Origin of the sequence: Vitreimonas sp., from assembly GCF_035627415.1 — a bacterium.
Taxonomy (GTDB): domain Bacteria; phylum Pseudomonadota; class Alphaproteobacteria; order Caulobacterales; family Aquidulcibacteraceae; genus Vitreimonas.
In genome coordinates this window covers 22,697-38,707 of the sequence record NZ_DASPLU010000009.1, presented here as the reverse complement: position 1 = coordinate 38,707, position 16,011 = coordinate 22,697, and the positions used below count along the sequence as shown (strand labels likewise).

17 protein-coding genes are annotated in these 16,011 nt (G+C 64.9%); 7 read left to right on the top strand and 10 right to left on the bottom strand.

Annotated elements, in window-relative coordinates:
- Nucleotides 1-28 precede the first annotated feature (28 nt).
- Nucleotides 29-1,054 (bottom strand): endonuclease/exonuclease/phosphatase family protein, encoded by a 1,026-nt coding sequence (locus tag VEA80_RS05800; protein WP_325059755.1) that lies wholly within the window; start codon nt 1,052-1,054, stop codon nt 29-31.
- 68 nt (nt 1,055-1,122) lie between these two features.
- On the opposite strand from VEA80_RS05800, the gene VEA80_RS05795 reads away from it, so the two are divergent.
- From VEA80_RS05795 to rpoH, 3 genes are all read left to right on the top strand, one after another.
- Nucleotides 1,123-2,154 carry an RluA family pseudouridine synthase gene (locus VEA80_RS05795; protein WP_325059754.1) on the top strand — a complete coding sequence of 344 codons (1,032 nt, stop codon included), beginning with the start codon at nt 1,123-1,125 and terminating at the stop codon, nt 2,152-2,154.
- 85 nt (nt 2,155-2,239) lie between these two features.
- Nucleotides 2,240-2,524: a hypothetical protein gene (locus tag VEA80_RS05790; RefSeq protein ID WP_325059753.1), complete on the top strand. Its 285-nt coding sequence runs from the start codon at nt 2,240-2,242 to the stop codon at nt 2,522-2,524.
- 249 nt (nt 2,525-2,773) lie between these two features.
- Complete coding sequence (gene rpoH, locus VEA80_RS05785; protein WP_325059752.1) at nt 2,774-3,688, top strand: RNA polymerase sigma factor RpoH; 915 nt, start codon at nt 2,774-2,776, stop codon at nt 3,686-3,688.
- Here the strand turns inward: rpoH and VEA80_RS05780 are convergent.
- Nucleotides 3,685-4,935 (bottom strand): O-antigen ligase family protein, encoded by a 1,251-nt coding sequence (locus tag VEA80_RS05780; protein WP_325059751.1) that lies wholly within the window; start codon nt 4,933-4,935, stop codon nt 3,685-3,687. The genes rpoH and VEA80_RS05780 overlap by 4 nt on opposite strands.
- A 130-nt stretch (nt 4,936-5,065) precedes the next feature.
- On the opposite strand from VEA80_RS05780, the gene VEA80_RS05775 reads away from it, so the two are divergent.
- The 3 genes from VEA80_RS05775 to VEA80_RS05765 are packed head-to-tail and all read left to right on the top strand — an operon-like array spanning nt 5,066 to nt 8,685.
- Nucleotides 5,066-7,150: an AsmA family protein gene (locus VEA80_RS05775; RefSeq protein WP_325059750.1), complete on the top strand. Its 2,085-nt coding sequence runs from the start codon at nt 5,066-5,068 to the stop codon at nt 7,148-7,150.
- Between the two features lie 37 nt (nt 7,151-7,187).
- A complete protein-coding gene (locus tag VEA80_RS05770; RefSeq protein ID WP_325059749.1) occupies nt 7,188-7,964 on the top strand; it encodes a nucleotidyltransferase in 777 nt (258 codons plus the stop codon).
- Nucleotides 7,948-8,685, top strand: a complete 738-nt coding sequence (locus VEA80_RS05765) for a metallophosphoesterase family protein (RefSeq protein ID WP_325059748.1) — start codon at nt 7,948-7,950, stop codon at nt 8,683-8,685. Before VEA80_RS05770 ends, VEA80_RS05765 begins: the two co-directional genes overlap by 17 nt.
- Here the strand turns inward: VEA80_RS05765 and VEA80_RS05760 are convergent.
- The 7 genes from VEA80_RS05760 to VEA80_RS05730 form a co-directional block, all read right to left on the bottom strand.
- Nucleotides 8,682-9,011 (bottom strand): phasin family protein, encoded by a 330-nt coding sequence (locus VEA80_RS05760; RefSeq protein ID WP_325059747.1) that lies wholly within the window; start codon nt 9,009-9,011, stop codon nt 8,682-8,684. The two genes, VEA80_RS05765 and VEA80_RS05760, sit on opposite strands and share 4 nt — an antisense overlap.
- A 105-nt stretch (nt 9,012-9,116) precedes the next feature.
- The gene (locus tag VEA80_RS05755; RefSeq protein WP_325059746.1) at nt 9,117-10,268 is read right to left on the bottom strand and encodes a Yip1 family protein; all 1,152 of its coding nucleotides are present in this window, start codon (nt 10,266-10,268) and stop codon (nt 9,117-9,119) included.
- Between the two features lie 68 nt (nt 10,269-10,336).
- Nucleotides 10,337-10,975, bottom strand: coding sequence for a Yip1 family protein (locus tag VEA80_RS05750; RefSeq protein ID WP_325059745.1), 639 nt, complete (start codon nt 10,973-10,975; stop codon nt 10,337-10,339).
- 101 nt (nt 10,976-11,076) lie between these two features.
- Entirely contained in the window at nt 11,077-12,366 is a 1,290-nt protein-coding gene (locus tag VEA80_RS05745) for an adenylosuccinate synthase (protein ID WP_325059744.1), read from the bottom strand.
- 109 nt (nt 12,367-12,475) lie between these two features.
- The gene (locus VEA80_RS05740) at nt 12,476-13,108 is read right to left on the bottom strand and encodes a Yip1 family protein (RefSeq protein WP_325059743.1); all 633 of its coding nucleotides are present in this window, start codon (nt 13,106-13,108) and stop codon (nt 12,476-12,478) included.
- A gap of 75 nt (nt 13,109-13,183) precedes the next feature.
- Nucleotides 13,184-13,768 (bottom strand): acyloxyacyl hydrolase, encoded by a 585-nt coding sequence (locus tag VEA80_RS05735; RefSeq protein WP_325059742.1) that lies wholly within the window; start codon nt 13,766-13,768, stop codon nt 13,184-13,186.
- A 59-nt stretch (nt 13,769-13,827) separates the two neighbouring features.
- Nucleotides 13,828-14,436 carry an acyloxyacyl hydrolase gene (locus tag VEA80_RS05730; protein WP_325059741.1) on the bottom strand — a complete coding sequence of 203 codons (609 nt, stop codon included), beginning with the start codon at nt 14,434-14,436 and terminating at the stop codon, nt 13,828-13,830.
- 125 nt (nt 14,437-14,561) lie between these two features.
- On the opposite strand from VEA80_RS05730, the gene VEA80_RS05725 reads away from it, so the two are divergent.
- Nucleotides 14,562-15,482: a type II CAAX endopeptidase family protein gene (locus tag VEA80_RS05725; protein WP_325059740.1), complete on the top strand. Its 921-nt coding sequence runs from the start codon at nt 14,562-14,564 to the stop codon at nt 15,480-15,482.
- Between the two features lie 38 nt (nt 15,483-15,520).
- On the opposite strand, the gene VEA80_RS05720 is transcribed toward VEA80_RS05725, so the two are convergent.
- Nucleotides 15,521-15,991: a hypothetical protein gene (locus tag VEA80_RS05720; protein ID WP_325059739.1), complete on the bottom strand. Its 471-nt coding sequence runs from the start codon at nt 15,989-15,991 to the stop codon at nt 15,521-15,523.
- Nucleotides 15,992-16,011 lie beyond the last annotated feature (20 nt).

The following is a 16,011-nucleotide window of genomic DNA, read 5'->3' as shown; positions in this document are numbered from 1 at the left end:
CCACCTGCGCCCCTCTCGCCAAGGGGCTTCAGCGCGCCCGCACCCGCAACCGCACCGGCTGGTGGTCGCTGTGAGCGAAGCCGAGGTCGAAACCGGTGACGCTCAACACGTCGACGTTGGGCGAGACGATGAAGCCGTCGATCGTGGTGACGTAGTTCTCCCCAGGAACGTAGGGCTGGTGATTGGTGCGGACGCTGGGGATCGCCGCGTCGGCGGCGATGCGCCAGCCTTCGGGCAGCGTGTCCTGCGGGAATGGGAATAGCCAGAACAGGAAGCGTTCGTCGGTCGTGTGCGGGAAATCGGTGTCGGCGAGCTGAAAATTCCAGTCGCCGCCAAGGACGACGCGGCGGCCGCTTTGGTATTCGCGCTGCGCCCAAGCCATCAGCTCACGCAATTGCCGGGTGCGCACCGAAGCGTCCTCGTCAAACGCCGCGAGATGGACGCTGACGATGGTCCAATGGGCATCGCCCGCCAACCGGATCAGCGGTGACGCGTAGCGGCGGCGCACGCCGAAAAAGCCGCCATCCTCCGCGGGCAACGCGACGAGGTCTGCGCCGGCGACGGCCCGCAAGGAATAAAGCCCCTGCCCGTGCACGAGCCGGAGCGGGGGCGGAATCAGGCGCGTCTTGAAATCGGAGTAGAAGACGTTGTCACGGTCGCGCAGCGCGTGCTCGACCCGGTCGCGGACATCGATCCAGTAGTTCACTGGGCCGGCGCGGGCGATCTCCTGAATCAGCACGACATCCGCATCGGCTTGATCGATCAGAAAGCTCTCGATGCCCGCGACGTTGTCGCGCACGGCGCGGCGCGAGGGCGGAAACAAATGCTTGCCCCCGTCGGCGACGAAATCGCTGCCGGCGCCGAGGCCGCCATAGCCGACGTTCCAGATTAAAATCTCGAGCATGTCGCCTGCTTCCGGCAAAGCTTCGGCGGCGGCGCGCTGGACATCGCTGGCGCGTGCGGAAATCTGGTGATTCACGACCAGGAAAGCGGTTGCGTAAAGCGCGAACGCTGCGGCCAGACCCGCCAAGATGACGAACGCGCGCTTCAGCACCAGTGAACCTCTTTCGCGCGGCACTATGGGGGCTAGCCGGGGCCATGCAAGCCGCTAATGAGAGGCGAATGTCTCTAGGCGACGACGATCCCGAAATCGGCGAAATCCGCACCGCTATCGCGCCGGAAGGCGCAGGCGAGCGCGTCGATGCGTGGCTGGCGAGGTTGTGGCCGGACCTGTCGCGCTCGCGCGTGCAAGGGTTGATCGGCGCAGGCAAGCTCACGGTCGACGGCGCGCCGGTGACGCACGCGAAGGACAAGCCGCGGGCCGGCGCGACGTACGAACTCGTGCTGCCGCCGCCCGAACCCGCCGCCCCGCAGCCGGAGAATCTGCCGCTCGACATCGTGTACGAGGACGAGCATTTGATCGTCGTCGACAAGGCGATAGGCATGGCGATGCATCCCGCGCCCGGCTCGATGCGCGGGACACTTGTGAACGCCCTGCTCGCGCATGGCGGCGACAGCCTCTCCGGCATTGGCGGGGTCGCACGGCCGGGGATTGTGCACCGGATCGACAAAGACACGACGGGGCTCGTCGTCGTCGCCAAGCACGACGCGGCGCACCAGGGCTTGGCGAAACTGTTCGCTAAGCATGATTTGGAACGCGCCTATTACGCGGTGACGCGCGGCGCGCCGAAGGAGCGTAGCGCGACGATCGAGAACCGGCTCGTCCGCTCGAACGAGGATCGACGCAAATATGTAGTTGCGCGCGATCCCAACACCGAAGCCGGCAAGGTCGCGATCACGCGATACTGGACGATCGAAAGTTATGGCCAGCAGGCCGGCGCATCCGCAGGGCGCGCGGCGGCGGCTTTGATCGAATGCAGGCTGCATACCGGCCGCACGCATCAGATTCGCGCGCACCTTTCCCATCTCGGCTGCCCGCTGATTGGCGACCCGCTCTATGGCAAGCAGCGCGCGTTCAAGGCGGAAGGCCCGTACGCGGCTGAAGCGGCCGCCGCTGTGGAAGCTTTCCCGCGCCAAGCGCTGCACGCCGCCGTGCTGGGCTTCGTCCATCCGATCACCGGCGACGATCTTCGCTTCGAAAGCGAATTGCCGGACGATATGGAGGCGTTGCTTACCACTCTTCGGAAGCTCTGAGTTCCGCAGCTGAAACTGCAGCGCGCCTCTCCTCACGGGAGGCGGCCCACGATAGCTTCCGTCCGCGGTGATTGGGGGCAGCTACATGTCCGACGTATTCGCGCGGCCCGAGCGCACTCTGGCGTCAGTGCTGGGGCTGCTGCTGTTCACGCTGAACGAGGCGCGCATGTTCAACATGCTGCCGCGTTCGCCAGACTCCGGCAAAGGCCAGATCTACGGCGTCTGGCTCCAGTTCATGGGCGCGTCCGAGCCCGTCTATCTGAGCGCCCTCGATCTGGTGCTGCGCTGGGGCCTTGCCGGGTTCGTCGCCGGGCTCTGCATTTGGGCCGTAGCCGAAACGTTCAAGCGCCAGTCGGTCGCCGCGGAGTAGCCTCCGCCACTATAGATATGCGTCATCCTCGAATGTTCCGCGTTCGGGGACTAGAACTTGTTTTCGTTTCAGCTTGCGAATCACCTAGTTCCTGATATGTTCTCACGGTCGCGAAATCGTCATCGGGCGGTCGCGGCGCGGGCTTGAACGGCTCCCTATATTGCATTCCGCGGCGCATCCGGTGCTGCCCCTCGGGCGTATGTCAGAGGAGCCGGAAACGACCCGCCGCACGAGGGGTTCAAACACATCATGGCATCAACTGCGCTGACGCTCGCACTGTCCCCTGAGCAAGGGCTGCAACGGTATCTTTCTGAGATCCGGAAGTTCCCCATGCTCACGAAGGAAGACGAGTTCATGCTGGCCAAGCGCTGGCAGGAACATGGGGACACGGAGAGCGCGCACAAGCTGGTAACTTCACATTTGCGGCTCGTGGCGAAGATCGCCATGGGCTACCGCGGCTACGGCCTGCCGATCGGAGAGGTGATCTCCGAGGGCAATGTCGGCCTGATGCAGGCGGTGAAGAAGTTCGATCCGGACAAGGGCTTCCGCCTCGCGACCTACGCGATGTGGTGGATCCGCGCCTCGATCCAGGAATACATCCTGCGCTCGTGGAGCCTCGTGAAAATGGGCACCACCGCCGCGCAAAAGAAGCTCTTCTTCAACCTGCGCCGGATGAAGGGCGAGATGGCCGCGCTCGAGGAGGGCGATCTACGTCCTGAACACGTGGCGACCATCGCCCACAAGCTCGCCGTCACCGAAGAAGAAGTGATCTCGATGAACCGGCGCCTTTCCGGCGGCGGCGACGCGAGCCTCAATGCGCCGATCGGCGGAGCCGGGGGCGACGGCGAAAGCGAGTGGATGGACTGGCTCGCCGACGACCAGGCCGAAGGCACGCAGGAGACGCGCCTCGCCGATAGTGAGGAGTTCGGCGCGCGCATGAGCCTCTTGCAGGAGGCGATGAGCGAACTGAACGAACGCGAGCGCCACATCATCCAGGAACGGCGGCTGAAGGACGAGCCTGCCACGCTGGAAGACTTGTCGAAGGAGTACGGCGTCAGCCGCGAGCGCGTGCGTCAGATCGAAGTGCGCGCGTTCGAGAAGCTGCAGAAGGCGATGAAAAAGCAGGCGGCCTCGCGCGGCCTGCTGGCGGAAGCCGAAGCTTAATAGGCGGGCGTCGCCGGTCCGCGGCGGCGCCGAGCCCGCGGCGCAGGCTGCATCGCCTGCTCCGCTGCCGGCTCTAGCTTCCAGAACGCGTACACGCATGCACCGAAGAACAGCAGCGTGTGAACCGAAAACGGACCGATGATCGCATCGGTGAAGCCGCGCATCACCATCAGCGTGAACAGCAGAAAGAAGAACGAGGTCTCCACTGCCGGCCGCAGCAGCAATTGCTTTAGACCGGCCCAGCCCACGGCGACTAGAGCGCCGGAAAAGGCGAGCAGACCAAAAAGCCCAGTATCGACGGCGATGATCCGGAAGGCGTGATGAAAGTGAAACTGCCGACCGTCTTCGATGTCGACGAGCCGTTTGAGTCCGATAGTCTCGGATGACTCACCCATCCAGATCGCCTGATAACCGTAGCCCAACAGAGGCCGCTCGGCGATTAGCGCGTCGGCGTGCGCCCAAAGAATCGTGCGGCCGGTTAAGGTCGGATCCTTGCCGAGCGTGTCGAAGACGAAGTGATTGGTGAACTCGATCGCTTCGGGGATGAGCAGCGTGAGAGGCGAAAAGATCACCGCTGTCCCGATCAGAGCGCCCAACCTGCCGCCCGGCGGCAGGCGCTGCGACCACCATAGGCCAAGCAGCACCGCAGAACTTCCGAAGGCCATCAGCACCGCCGTCGCCGAATTGGTGCCCGCGAGAAGATACAAGCACAGCGGCAACGAGAGGAACGCTATGCCGCGCAACGGGGCCGCCATATTGCGCATTAGCAGAACCGCCAGCGCCGCCATCAGCAGCACCTGCGCGGCGTAAGCCATCTGGTTCTTGGAGCCGGTGAGGCCGATCAGCACCATGCCGTCCGCGGAAGTCCCCTGCCTGCCGTAGGCGATGCAGAGCAGGCAGAACACGAACAGCGCCACCATCAAAGTCGCGATGTAGCGTCGCGGGGACATCGTACAGGCGATCAAGACCCCAACCACGCAGGTGAAGAGGTACTGCGCACCGTACCGGAACGAGATCATCGGCACGTCGGACCAGAGGCCTGACAAAGTCGCGATCAGCGGCATCAGCAACAGCCACCACCACCGCTTCACCACGTCTATGAACGCGGTCGTGCGGAAGATGAACAAGAGCCCGACGAGCCCCAGCTCCAGCAGGATGAGGATGGCACCGATCTGCGGCACCTGGGTCGCCATCGCCATCAGTAGGACGAAGGCCGCGATTTCGGGCAGGTAGGCGAGGAGCACCATGTGAACGAGCACCCGAAGACGCGCTTGAAGACCGCGGCAAATCCATAGCCGTTTCCGGCTGTTAACGCTACGCGCTGCGCCGGAAACACGCGGGAACGCCTGTGAAACGCGAACGTTGGCCCAAAACGAGATGCCCGCCCCGAAACTATCCAATGCGCTGCGCGCGCGCGTTACCGCTCTCCGCGCATGGGGCGCGACGCAGTCGGGGCGCGCATATCGTGGCGCAAAAACGGCAGGCGCGAAGATCGGCGCTTGGCCTTGGAAACGGATCGGCATTTGGGCCGGCGGCGCTTTCGGCGTGTTGGCGACCGCGCTGGTGCTCTTTCTAGCATTCGCCGATTGGAACGCCCTGCGGGGGCCGATCGGCCGTTGGGCCTCGGTCGCGACCGGACGCGAGATTGTGATCGCCGGCGATCTCGACGTGGACCCATGGTCGTTCACACCCGAGGCGCGCGTGCGCAATCTGCGCATTGGCAATCTGCCGCGTTTCCGCGAGCGCGGGCAGTTCGCGGAAGTGGCGGAGGCGGAAGTCGCCGTAAGGCTGCTGCCGCTGTTCGTCGGCCGCTTCGACATCGTCCGGCTCGACCTCAACGGCGCGGACCTCGACCTCTACCGCAACGCGGCGGGCGACGCGAATTGGGCGCAGACGCGCCGCCAAGGACAGCGTCCGCTCGATTTGCCGGACATTCGCGACTTCTCCCTGCGCGAGGGCCACGTGCGCTACGAGGACGTGAAGCGGCGCCTGGTGCTCGACGCCGAGTTCACCACGCGCGAGAGCGCCGATGCGCGCAATCCGGGCGAGTTCGCGCTCGATGGCGAAGGCGAAATCAACAATCGGCCGTTCACAGTGGAGTTCACCGGCGCGCCGCTCCTCAACGTGCGCCGTAACCGGCCCTACCCCTTCGTCGCCGACGTGCGCGCGGGCGGCACCCGCATCCAGGCGGACGGTTCGATTGCGCGTCCATTCAACTTGAACCGCTGGCAGGCCGACATTATCGCCTCCGGCCCCGACCTCGCGCACCTCTATGATCTCATCGGCCTCACTCTGCCGAACACGCCGCCCTATTTCGTGCGCGGCCGTGTCGAGCGGAACGGGCGCCAGTATGGGATGCCGGAGCTGAACGGGCGTGTCGGCGACAGTGACCTGCGCGGCGCCTTCACCGCCACAACGAATGCACGCACGGGCCGTCTGTTCTTCGACGGCGACTTCGTCTCGAGCCGGCTCGACTTCGACGACTTGATGGCCGTGCTCGGCGGCGCGCCCGCCACCGGCGGCGGCGAAACCGCCTCCGCAACACAGCGCGCGATCGCGGCGAATATGGCCGCCGAAGGCCGGCTGCTGCCGGACGCCGAACTCGACATCAGCCGCGTGCGCGACATGGATGCGCGGGTGACCTACCGCGCCGCGCGCGTGCGCAGCGACCGCTTCCCACTGCGCGGATTCTCTCTCGACATTTCGCTCGATCAGGGCCTGCTTCAGCTCGATCCGATGACGCTCGATCTCAGGCAAGGCCGCATCGGCGGCGCCGTAGCGATCAACGCGCGGGAAGCGACGCCGCAAGTGAATATGGACGTCCGTCTCACCGGGGCGCGCCTTGAGAGCATCGTTGCGTTCCGGGGCGGCGCGCCGCTGACCGGATCGCTGGTCGGGCGCGTGCGCCTCAGCGCTCGCGGCGCGTCTGTGCGCGAAGCGGCCTCGAATGCAAACGGCGAGGTGACGCTGGTGACGCCCCGCGGCGAAGTGCGCGAGGCATTCGCCGAACTCACCGGCATCAACGTCACGCGCGGCCTCGGCCTGCTTCTGAGCGACGATCAGAGCAAGATCGACATACGCTGCGGCGTCGCGAGCTTTTCGGTGCGCAGCGGCGTCATGCACGCGCGCTCGATGGTGTTCGACACCGAGACCATGCTGATCCGCGGCGGCGGCCGCATCAACCTGAACGACGAGACGCTGGATCTGCGCCTGCAGGGTGAGCCGAAGGAAGCGCGGCTGATCCGGGTTGCGGCGCCGATCACGATTCAGGGACGGCTGCGCTCGCCCGAACTCGGCGTCGATCTCGAGGAAGCGGCGGACGAAGGCGGGCTCGCGGCGCTGCTGGGTTCGCTCATCGCGCCGATCGCCGCGGTGCTGCCGTTCGTCGATCCAGGGCTCGCCGAGGACGCGAACTGCGCCGCACTACTGGCCGGACGCGAGCAGCAAACCAGCGAAGGCTGAGGGAACAGGGGCTCGTCCTTGCCTGTTCACAACCGCGATGGCCAGTTTCTCCGAGCAGATTTTCCAGCCGCCGCCGGAGGCCGAAAACTTCTACATCAAGGGGCTGAAACTGCTCGCGCAGAGCGATGCGCCATTCCTGCTCTGCGGCACCTATGCGGTGACGACCTATACCGGCATCGTCCGCCCCACCAAGGATCTCGACATCTTCTGTAAGGCCAGCGACTACCCGCGCATCCTCTCCTTCTTCCGCGAGCACGGCTACGAGATCTCGGTCGAAGACGAGCGCTGGCTCGCGAAGGTTTTTCAGGACCGCTACTTCTTCGACGTGATTTTCAGCTGCCGCGCGACCGAGATCGCCATCACCGACGAATGGTTCGAAGGCGCCCCGGAAATCGAAGTCTATGGGACTAAAGTGCGCATCATCAAGCCCACGGAGCTGATCTGGTCAAAGATCTTCGTGCAAGACCGCTATCGCTACGACGGCGCGGACGTGGCGCACGTGATCTTGAAGCAGCACGACGCCATCGATTGGCCGCGTCTCATGCGCTACATGGAAGTGCACTGGGAGGTGTTGCTGACGCATCTTCTGAACTTCCGCTACATCTACCCGAGCGAGAGGGACCGCATTCCACGCTGGGTGATGGACGAACTGGTCGACCGCATGCGCCAGCACCTCGACATGCCGCCGTCCAAAGTGAAGGTCTGCCGCGGCCGCATGTTCAGCGCGCGCGATTACGTTACTGACATCAGCGAATGGGGTTACGCCGACATGGTAGGCAAAGGCTTGGATGAGCGTCATGACGCTGTCACCTGAGGCGCGCCCGGTGCGGGTGGCGGCGATCGGCGATCTGCACGTCAGCGAGTCGATGCAGCGGCCGTATCGCGACCTGTTCACCCAGGTCAGCAACGAGGCCGACGCGGTGGTGATCTGCGGCGATCTCACTAATTACGGCAAGCCGAGCGAAGCGCACGTTTTGGCGGAGGATCTGCACGCCTGCGCCATTCCGGTGATCGCCGTGCTCGGCAACCACGATCACGAATCGAACTGCGTCGAGGAGGTGAAGCACATCCTTACGCAAACGGGCGCGCATATTCTGGATGGCGGCGAGGCCGTTGAGGTCCTGGGAATCGGCTTCGCCGGCTGCATGGGCGCGATGGGCGGCTTCGGCCGCGGCATGCTCTCGGCCTTCGGTGAACCAGCGGTGAAGACATTCGTGCAGGCTTGTCTCGAGGAGACGATGAAGCTGGAAACGGGCCTGCGGATGCTGCGGACGGAGCGCGCCATCGCCGTGACGCACTATGCGCCGGTTACCAGCACGCTTGAAGGCGAGCCGCTGGAGATCTACCCGTTCCTGGGCAATTCGCGGCTGGCTGAAACCATCGACCGTTTCGACAATGTGCGCTTTGCCGTGCACGGCCACGCGCATCGCGGCGTCTTCCGCGGCGCAACGCCGAAGGGCGTGCCGGTTTACAACGTCGCGCGCCCGGTGCTCGCCCGCATGGGCGAGCGGCCGTTCACGCTGCTGGACGTCTAGGCGTTCGGGTTTGCGTCGGCGCCGCCCTCGCCGGCCGGCGGCGTCAGCAGCGCAGACAGCTTACGGTTCTCATCCGTATAATCGTCCCGCATGCGCTCGATGAAACGCGTCTGCGCACGCGCGAACTCGTCAGGCGAGGAGCAGCCCGCCAGCATCTCCATCTGATCGGCGTAAGCGTGCATGCGGCGCGCCCAAAACCGCGCTGTCTCGAGCGCGACACGCTGGCTGGCGACGATTGAGTGCAGCGCCGGATTCGGCATCACGGCGAACATGAAGGGCGTTTTGTCCGGCGCTCCGTCGGCGCCATTGGTTGTCTTGGCAGGCATGAGGGCGTTTCCACTGCAGCGTTGGCGGGACGGCCAGGCGCGCGCGGCGCCGGCCGCAACGCTATTTAGCACCACAGCGCGCCAGATCACTAACATTGCGCAAAATCAATCGCCAAAGGCGCGTTCGAGCCGCTGGATGCTGATCGTCTCGACGGCGGCGCGCACCTGATCGGCGGTGACGTCTGTTCCCTGCGCCGAGAGCGCAACGCCGCGGCCGAGCACCGCATAAGTGGCGCTCCCGCCGCTCCTATTGACTTGCTCGGCATAGAGGCGGCCGTCGATGCGCTGCGCCCGCGCATAGCTGTCCGCGTCGAAACGGTTCTCGCGTACGTCCGCCACTGGCGTAAGTGCGACCACGGCGCCGTCGCCGGCGAGATCGACGATCGTCACGTCGATGCGCGCGTCGCCATTGCGGTATTCGCCCCTCGCCTGCGCTGTGCCCATCGCCGTCGCGCTCGACGACGTCTCGAGCCTGAATCCGCCAGGCAGCGTCTCCGGCATTTGCTCGACGAGGCGGGTATGGTCGATCGTCGGTCCGCCTCGAAGGTAGCGTCGCACGTGCTCCTCCACGTCGCTCGTCTCACGCGCGATCGATGCGGCCGCCGCGCGGGGCTGCTGCTGTGTGAGTTGCAGCATCGGGATCTCGGCGAAAAGCGCCGAGGCCGCGTTGCGCAGAGAGCCCATGGCGATGAAGAGCACGAGGGTCGCCGCGAGCGTGAGGCCGACGATCGCGGCGAAGAATTGCGCGCGCTTTTCATCTGGCGTGTTCATGAGTCGCGGCAGCCCGATGAACAGCAGCCCGAGCGAATAGAGCCCCAGAACCGCAAGCCAGCTCAGCATCGGATGCAGCGAGAATACGCCGGCCAGCAGCGCGGCGGTGGAGGAATAGACCGCGAGCTTGTGCGCTTGGACGCGATTGGCGGCGGACCCGAAGCGCGGCGCAAGCGCCAGCGTCACCCGCGCCATGATGTAGATTGACGCTAACCACAGCGCGATGTGGAGCACGCCGCCCAGCACCGCATCCGCCGGCGTGTAGCGCGTGGAAAAGCCGCCGGCCGCCCACGGAAACAACAGCGAGCCGACTGCGGCGCACAATCCCGACAGCGCCGCCAGCGGCAGCGCGTAGCCCTTGTAGAGCTGCTGTGTCTCGGCCGGCTCCGCGGCGATCGCGTCCCACGTCGTCTGCGGACGCCACAATATCGCTTTCACACGCTCGAGGAGCGATTGGCCTTCGATGGTCGCGGGATCGATCGTCACGTCCATTCCCCCGTGATGAGCGGGGATGTTAGGCGCCGAACCCGCGCGACGCCAACCGCAAAACGCCCTCAGCCCACGCAGCTCGCCAGCGAAAAGAGGACGATGCCCGCCACCATTGCGGCGATCGTCACGGATGCGGCATAGCTCAACGCGCGCTCCGGCGGCGTTTTCATCAGGATCGGCAGGCCGCGATACATGACGTAGACCATTGCTGCGAGCGCGAACAACGACAGCCACCAGAGCGGCGGCCAGAGTGAGAACAGGCCGGAAAGGAACGCCGGCGTCAGCGAATAAGCGGCGATCTTGTGAGCCGAGAGATCGTCGCGATCGGCGTCGAACTGATCGGCCAGCGCGTTGATCAGCAGGCCGAGGAGAAACACGAGCGCGACGGTGACGATCCACGTCACGACAACGCTGACCAGCGCACTGTCGATCGGACCGACGCGAATGGGCTCGAAGACGAGCGCACCGATGAGGCCAGCCACAGGCGGAATCGCCGCGAGCGGCGCGACATAGCCCAACAGGATGTTGGGGACCGTCGTTTCTTCGGCCCTGATCTGCTGCCATTCCTTGTTTGGCTCACGCAACAAGCCGTAGGCGCGCGAGAAGATGAACTCGGACTTGCGGTACGCCTGCTGCGCGCGTGCGCGCGCGTCCTCGACGCTGAACCGATGTCCCCGCGGATGGTTCTCGTTGTCGGCCGACATTGAAGTCCTGCGATTGGCGAATAGCGAATGGCGAATAGAGCTACCTCAAACCGGCAGGACCCGCCACCCTACTCCCCATTCGCTATTCGCCATTCGCCCGTTCAAGCCTTGAACGGATCGCGCATCAGAATGACGTCGTCGCGCTCGGGGCTGGTGGAAACGAGCGCGGCTGGGCAGCCGATCAACTCCTCAATGCGGCGGACGTACTTGATCGCTTTCGCCGGCAAGTCGCGCGAACTGCGGACGCCGCGCGTGGTTTCCTTCCAGCCTTCGAGCGTCTCATAGATCGGCTCGCACGCGGCTTGGTCCTTCACGCTGGCGGGCAGGTAATCGATCATTTTGCCGCCGAGCGTGTAGCCGGTGCAAATCTTGATCTCGTCGAACGTGTCGAGCACGTCGAGCTTCGTCAGCGCGATTCCGTCGGCGCCGGAAAGCGCGATCGACTGGCGCACCAGCACGGAATCGAACCAGCCGCAGCGGCGCGCGCGGCCGGTATTGGTGCCGAACTCGTGACCGAGTTCGCCGAGCCTTCGTCCCGCTTCGTCGTGGAGCTCGGTCGGAAACGGGCCGCCGCCGACACGCGTGGTGTAGGCTTTCACCAAACCCAGCACGTAGCTGATCGCGCGCGGACCGACGCCGGAGCCGGCGGCCGCCTGCCCCGCGACAACGTTGGAGGACGTGACGAACGGATAGGTGCCGTGGTCGACATCGAGCAGCACCCCTTGAGCGCCTTCGAACAGCACGCGCTTGGAATCTTCGAACGCTGTATTGAGCACGCGCCACGCGGGCTGCGCGTACGGCAGCACCTTGGGCGCGATCTCCGCCAGGTCGCGCTTCAGCGCCACAACGTCGATTTCCGGCAGCTCAAGGCCGCTGCGCAATGCGTTGTGGTGCGCGGTGAGGCGCTCGATCTTCCAGGCGATCGCTTCGGGATCGGCGAGATCGGCGACGCGGAGCGCGCGCCGCCCCACCTTGTCTTCGTACGCAGGACCGATGCCACGCTTGGTGGTGCCGATCGACGCGGCGCCCGCTTGCGCTTCGCGGGCGGCGTCGAGATCGCGGTGAAACGGCAGAATGAGACAGGCCTGGTCCGAGAGGACGAGGATGTCCGGCGTGATCTTCACGCCCTGCGCCGTGATCTTGTCGATCTCGCTCGCCAGCGCCCAGGGATCGACGACGACGCCGTTGCCGATGATCGAGAGCTTGCCCTGCACCACGCCCGAAGGCAGCAGCGCCAACTTGTAAGTGGTGTTGCCGACGACGAGCGTGTGGCCGGCGTTGTGGCCGCCCTGGAAGCGCACGACGACATCGGCGCGGTGGCACAGCCAATCGACGATCTTGCCTTTGCCTTCGTCGCCCCACTGGGCGCCGACGACCACTACAGCGGACATGGAAACTCCTTGTCGGGCCAATCCGCCCGCCGTGCGCGTTCCTGGCCCCAATCCTCGATAGAGGCAAGCGCTCAGCCGCCGAAACGGCAGCGGCTGAGCGTCTCAGTCGCTAACCGACGACGATGGGCGCCCCGCCCATGCCGCCCATAGAAGCACGGACCGCCCCAAGGACGGCGCCGATCACCAGCCACACCACGATCATCACGACGATGATCGTAATAAAGTAGCCGATGCGCTTGTCGTCCGGCGTTTTCATCAGCGGCGGCAAGCCAAGATAGATCAGCGCAAGCGAATAGAGGCCGAGAATTCCGAGCATGGCGATCGGCGGAAAGATCGCGAACACGCCGGCGAGGAAACCGGCGGTGCTGCCGTAGGCGGCGAGCTTGTGCGCTTGGCCTTCGTCCTTCACCGAGCCGAAATTCGGCGCAAGCGCGTTCGCCACCAGCGCCAGCACGTACACGCCGGCAAGGCCCATGGCGACCTGCAGCACCAAGCTCACCAAGCCGGTTGTCATCGGCACGCGGACGGTGACGCCAAACGCCGAAACGCCGATGAACGTGAGGCCGATGAACGAGCAGATCGCCGATATGAGCACCAGCGGCAGCACGTAGCCCGTGTAGAGCTGGCTGACGTTCGCAGGCTCGCCGGCGATGCGCTCCCACTCGGCTTTCGGCTGCAACAGGATGTTCTTGGCGCGCTCGATCAAATTCGGCGTGCCGGTGCTTACTGGATCTGTGGTCACGCGCTTCTCCCCTGCGACGACTCGCAGGCGATGCTACGCTGGGGCTCGCGCGTGTCTAGTTCTACGCCAGCTCGTTCACTCACCGAACTGATAGCCGATGCGGATGCCGATCTGATCGACGCCCTGATTGCGGCCTGTGCCGAGGATTTGGCCGTGGCTCAGGTGTTCGTAGAAGATTTGGCCTTCGAGCGGGCCTTCGAAATCACGGGTGAGGCCCAGCGAGGTGCGGAAGAGATCGCGTGAGCCGTATTGCACGTTCTCGGCCGCGAACGCCGCCGCTTCGGGCGAGCCGTTCGGATACGGGTTCTCGATCTCGCCGTCATGGACGACGTAGCCGACTCCCGGCTCCAGCGCCCAATTCTCGGCGAACTCCCAGCGCCATTCGAGGCCGAAGCCGCCGAAACTCGTATCGCCGGCGGTGTTGACCGACGCCATCAGATAAGGCTGCGGCGAGAACGCCCAACTGAGAAAATCCGGCGAGTCGAACGAGACCTGGACCTCCACATTCGGACCGTCCTCCTTGTCGGCGTTCTTGCAATTGATGACGCAGATATTGTGCTGCATCACGCCGACATGAATTTCGTCGACGCCGGCCTCAGCCGACGGCGCCATCATCATCGCAGCACCGAAAATTGCCAAGCCGGCCGCCGTTCCCCGCATCGATTCTCCCCCGAAAGGCGCGGGGAACCTAGCCTGACAGACGAAGGCGCGAAAGCGGCTTAGTCATCCGCCGGATCGGGATCGAAACGGTAGATGTAGCGGAGGCCCACATAGTCGAGCCCCTGGTTGCGGCCGGTGTCGAGGACCTGACCGTGGCTCATGTGCTGCCAATAAAGCTGGATCGCGCTGCGCGGGCCGAACTCGCGCTCGAGCGCGAACGAGCTGCGGAACAGATCGCGTGAACCCAAGAGCTGGTGCTCCTGCTCGAAGGCGACGGCCTGGGGCGAGAGCGGCGGGAATGGATTGTCCAGCTCGCCATTGTGAACGACATAGCCGAAGCCCGGCTCGAACGCCCAGCCCTCGGCGAACTCCCAACGCCATACGACTCCCACGCCGCCGAACGAGACGCCGCCGGGGTCGGTCGAGATCGAGCCCATCAAGTACGGGCGCGGCGAGCCGATCAAGTTCAGGAAGTCCGGCGAACTCGAGACGATTTCGATCTCGACATTCGCCCCTTCCTGCTTGCCTTCGACGATATCGCCGTGATCGGAGCGGATGTTGCCGACCGCGCCGATGCGCACTTCGTCGATCTTGGCCTCCGCCGAGGGCGCGGCGACGAGCCCGGCGGCAGCCATCAACAGCGTCGAGCACAGCAGCTTCAATTTCATGGCTATCCCCTCGCGAGCCGGCGATCCGCTTTCCGGCTGTAGCGCTGAACGCCGGTATCCGCTGCAGGTTCCCAAATCTTGCGGGCGCCTCCCGCTCGGCCTATCCAAGGCGCATCGGAGGGGAGATGCGGTTCGCGCTGGTCTATGGCGATCCGGGCGCTGGGCGGGCGCCGGCTGAGCCCCACGGCTGGGGCGCCGCGCTGGGCGCGATGATCGTCGCCAGCCTCCTTCTTGGTCTGATCTCGAGCGTCGCGCTCCTGATCGGCATCGTCGCCATGGGATACGAAATCGGCGATTTGTTTGGCGACGACCAAGCTGCTTTCGGCGCAGCCCGGCTCATCGCCGAGTGCATTGCCTATACAGGGCTTGGTTGGTTCGTGATCCGAACCTCTGGGCGATCATTCGCGGATCTCGGATTGAATGTCCGCGCTCTGGTCGGCGGTCTCCCTTGGGTGCTCGCAGGCGTCGTGGTCGCAATCCCGACGATGCTCGGCTTGTTCGCACTGCCTGCAGGGTGGCCGACCGCCGCAGCGTCCGCACTTCCCGTTCTCGCCCCTCCTGTGCTGCTTCAATCGGGGGTCGAGGAGATACTCTTCCGCGGCGTGATCATGGCTGCGCTCGCCGCCCGCTACGGCGCGTTGCGCGGTGTGCTCATCAGCGCCGTCATCTTCTCGCTCTGGCATTTCGATCCATCTCTGGCGTGGCAAGACGTGCTTCTGACGCTCGGCTCGACATTCGTGTTTGGGGTGACGTCTGCGCTGCTTGTGCTGCGTCAGGGCCATCTCGGCGGCGCGATCGCGCTGCACGCGATGTGGAATCTGACGCTCGCGATCGAAACCGGTCTCGCCCGCTGGCCCGAGCCCTTCTGGGAGACCTTCGGCGCCACGGTCGAAAATGCGCCGACAGAGGCGTGGGACCCGTCAATGGCCAGCGCAACCCTGCTGCCGCTGGCGATTGAAACGGCGATTGTCCTGACGGCGGTGCGCTTCGTTTTTGCCGACGTCCTCGCCGATCGCGGGCGCGCAAGGTTGCATGACGATCGCTAGATTCCGCGCTGCATGGCAGCTCTGAAAGAAAACGTGCGCTAGCGCTGACTACCGAGGTTGGACGTAAAGCCCGGCGTCACCGGGATCGCGACTCTCGTCCACTCGCTGCCGAACGTCGCGGCGCTCACGGTCCATTCCTCTGGGCCAATACGTACGAAATCCAAGCGTATGAAGATCCACGCATTCGAACCGTAATAATGATAAAGGAAGATCGCCCGATAAGCGTCGGACAACGTGATATCCTCGATAATGCGGGACTCCAGCGCCCGCGGGGAAGTGATGGCGCGTTCGTAGGTCAGCAAAGCGGCCTCGACGTTGGAGGGTAGCGCAGCGCCGGAATACATCTGCGAATAGAGCGCCCGCAACGGCGCTACGCCGGCGACGCTCATGTTGTTGGAAAGTTCGGTCACGTGACGCGCGGGATCGGCGACCACGACGGGCTGCGCCCAGCTGAGCGACATTGGCGCGGCCCAGAGCGCCACGACCAACAGTATGACGCGCTTCATCATTTCTTCTCCCCTGCCCGAAG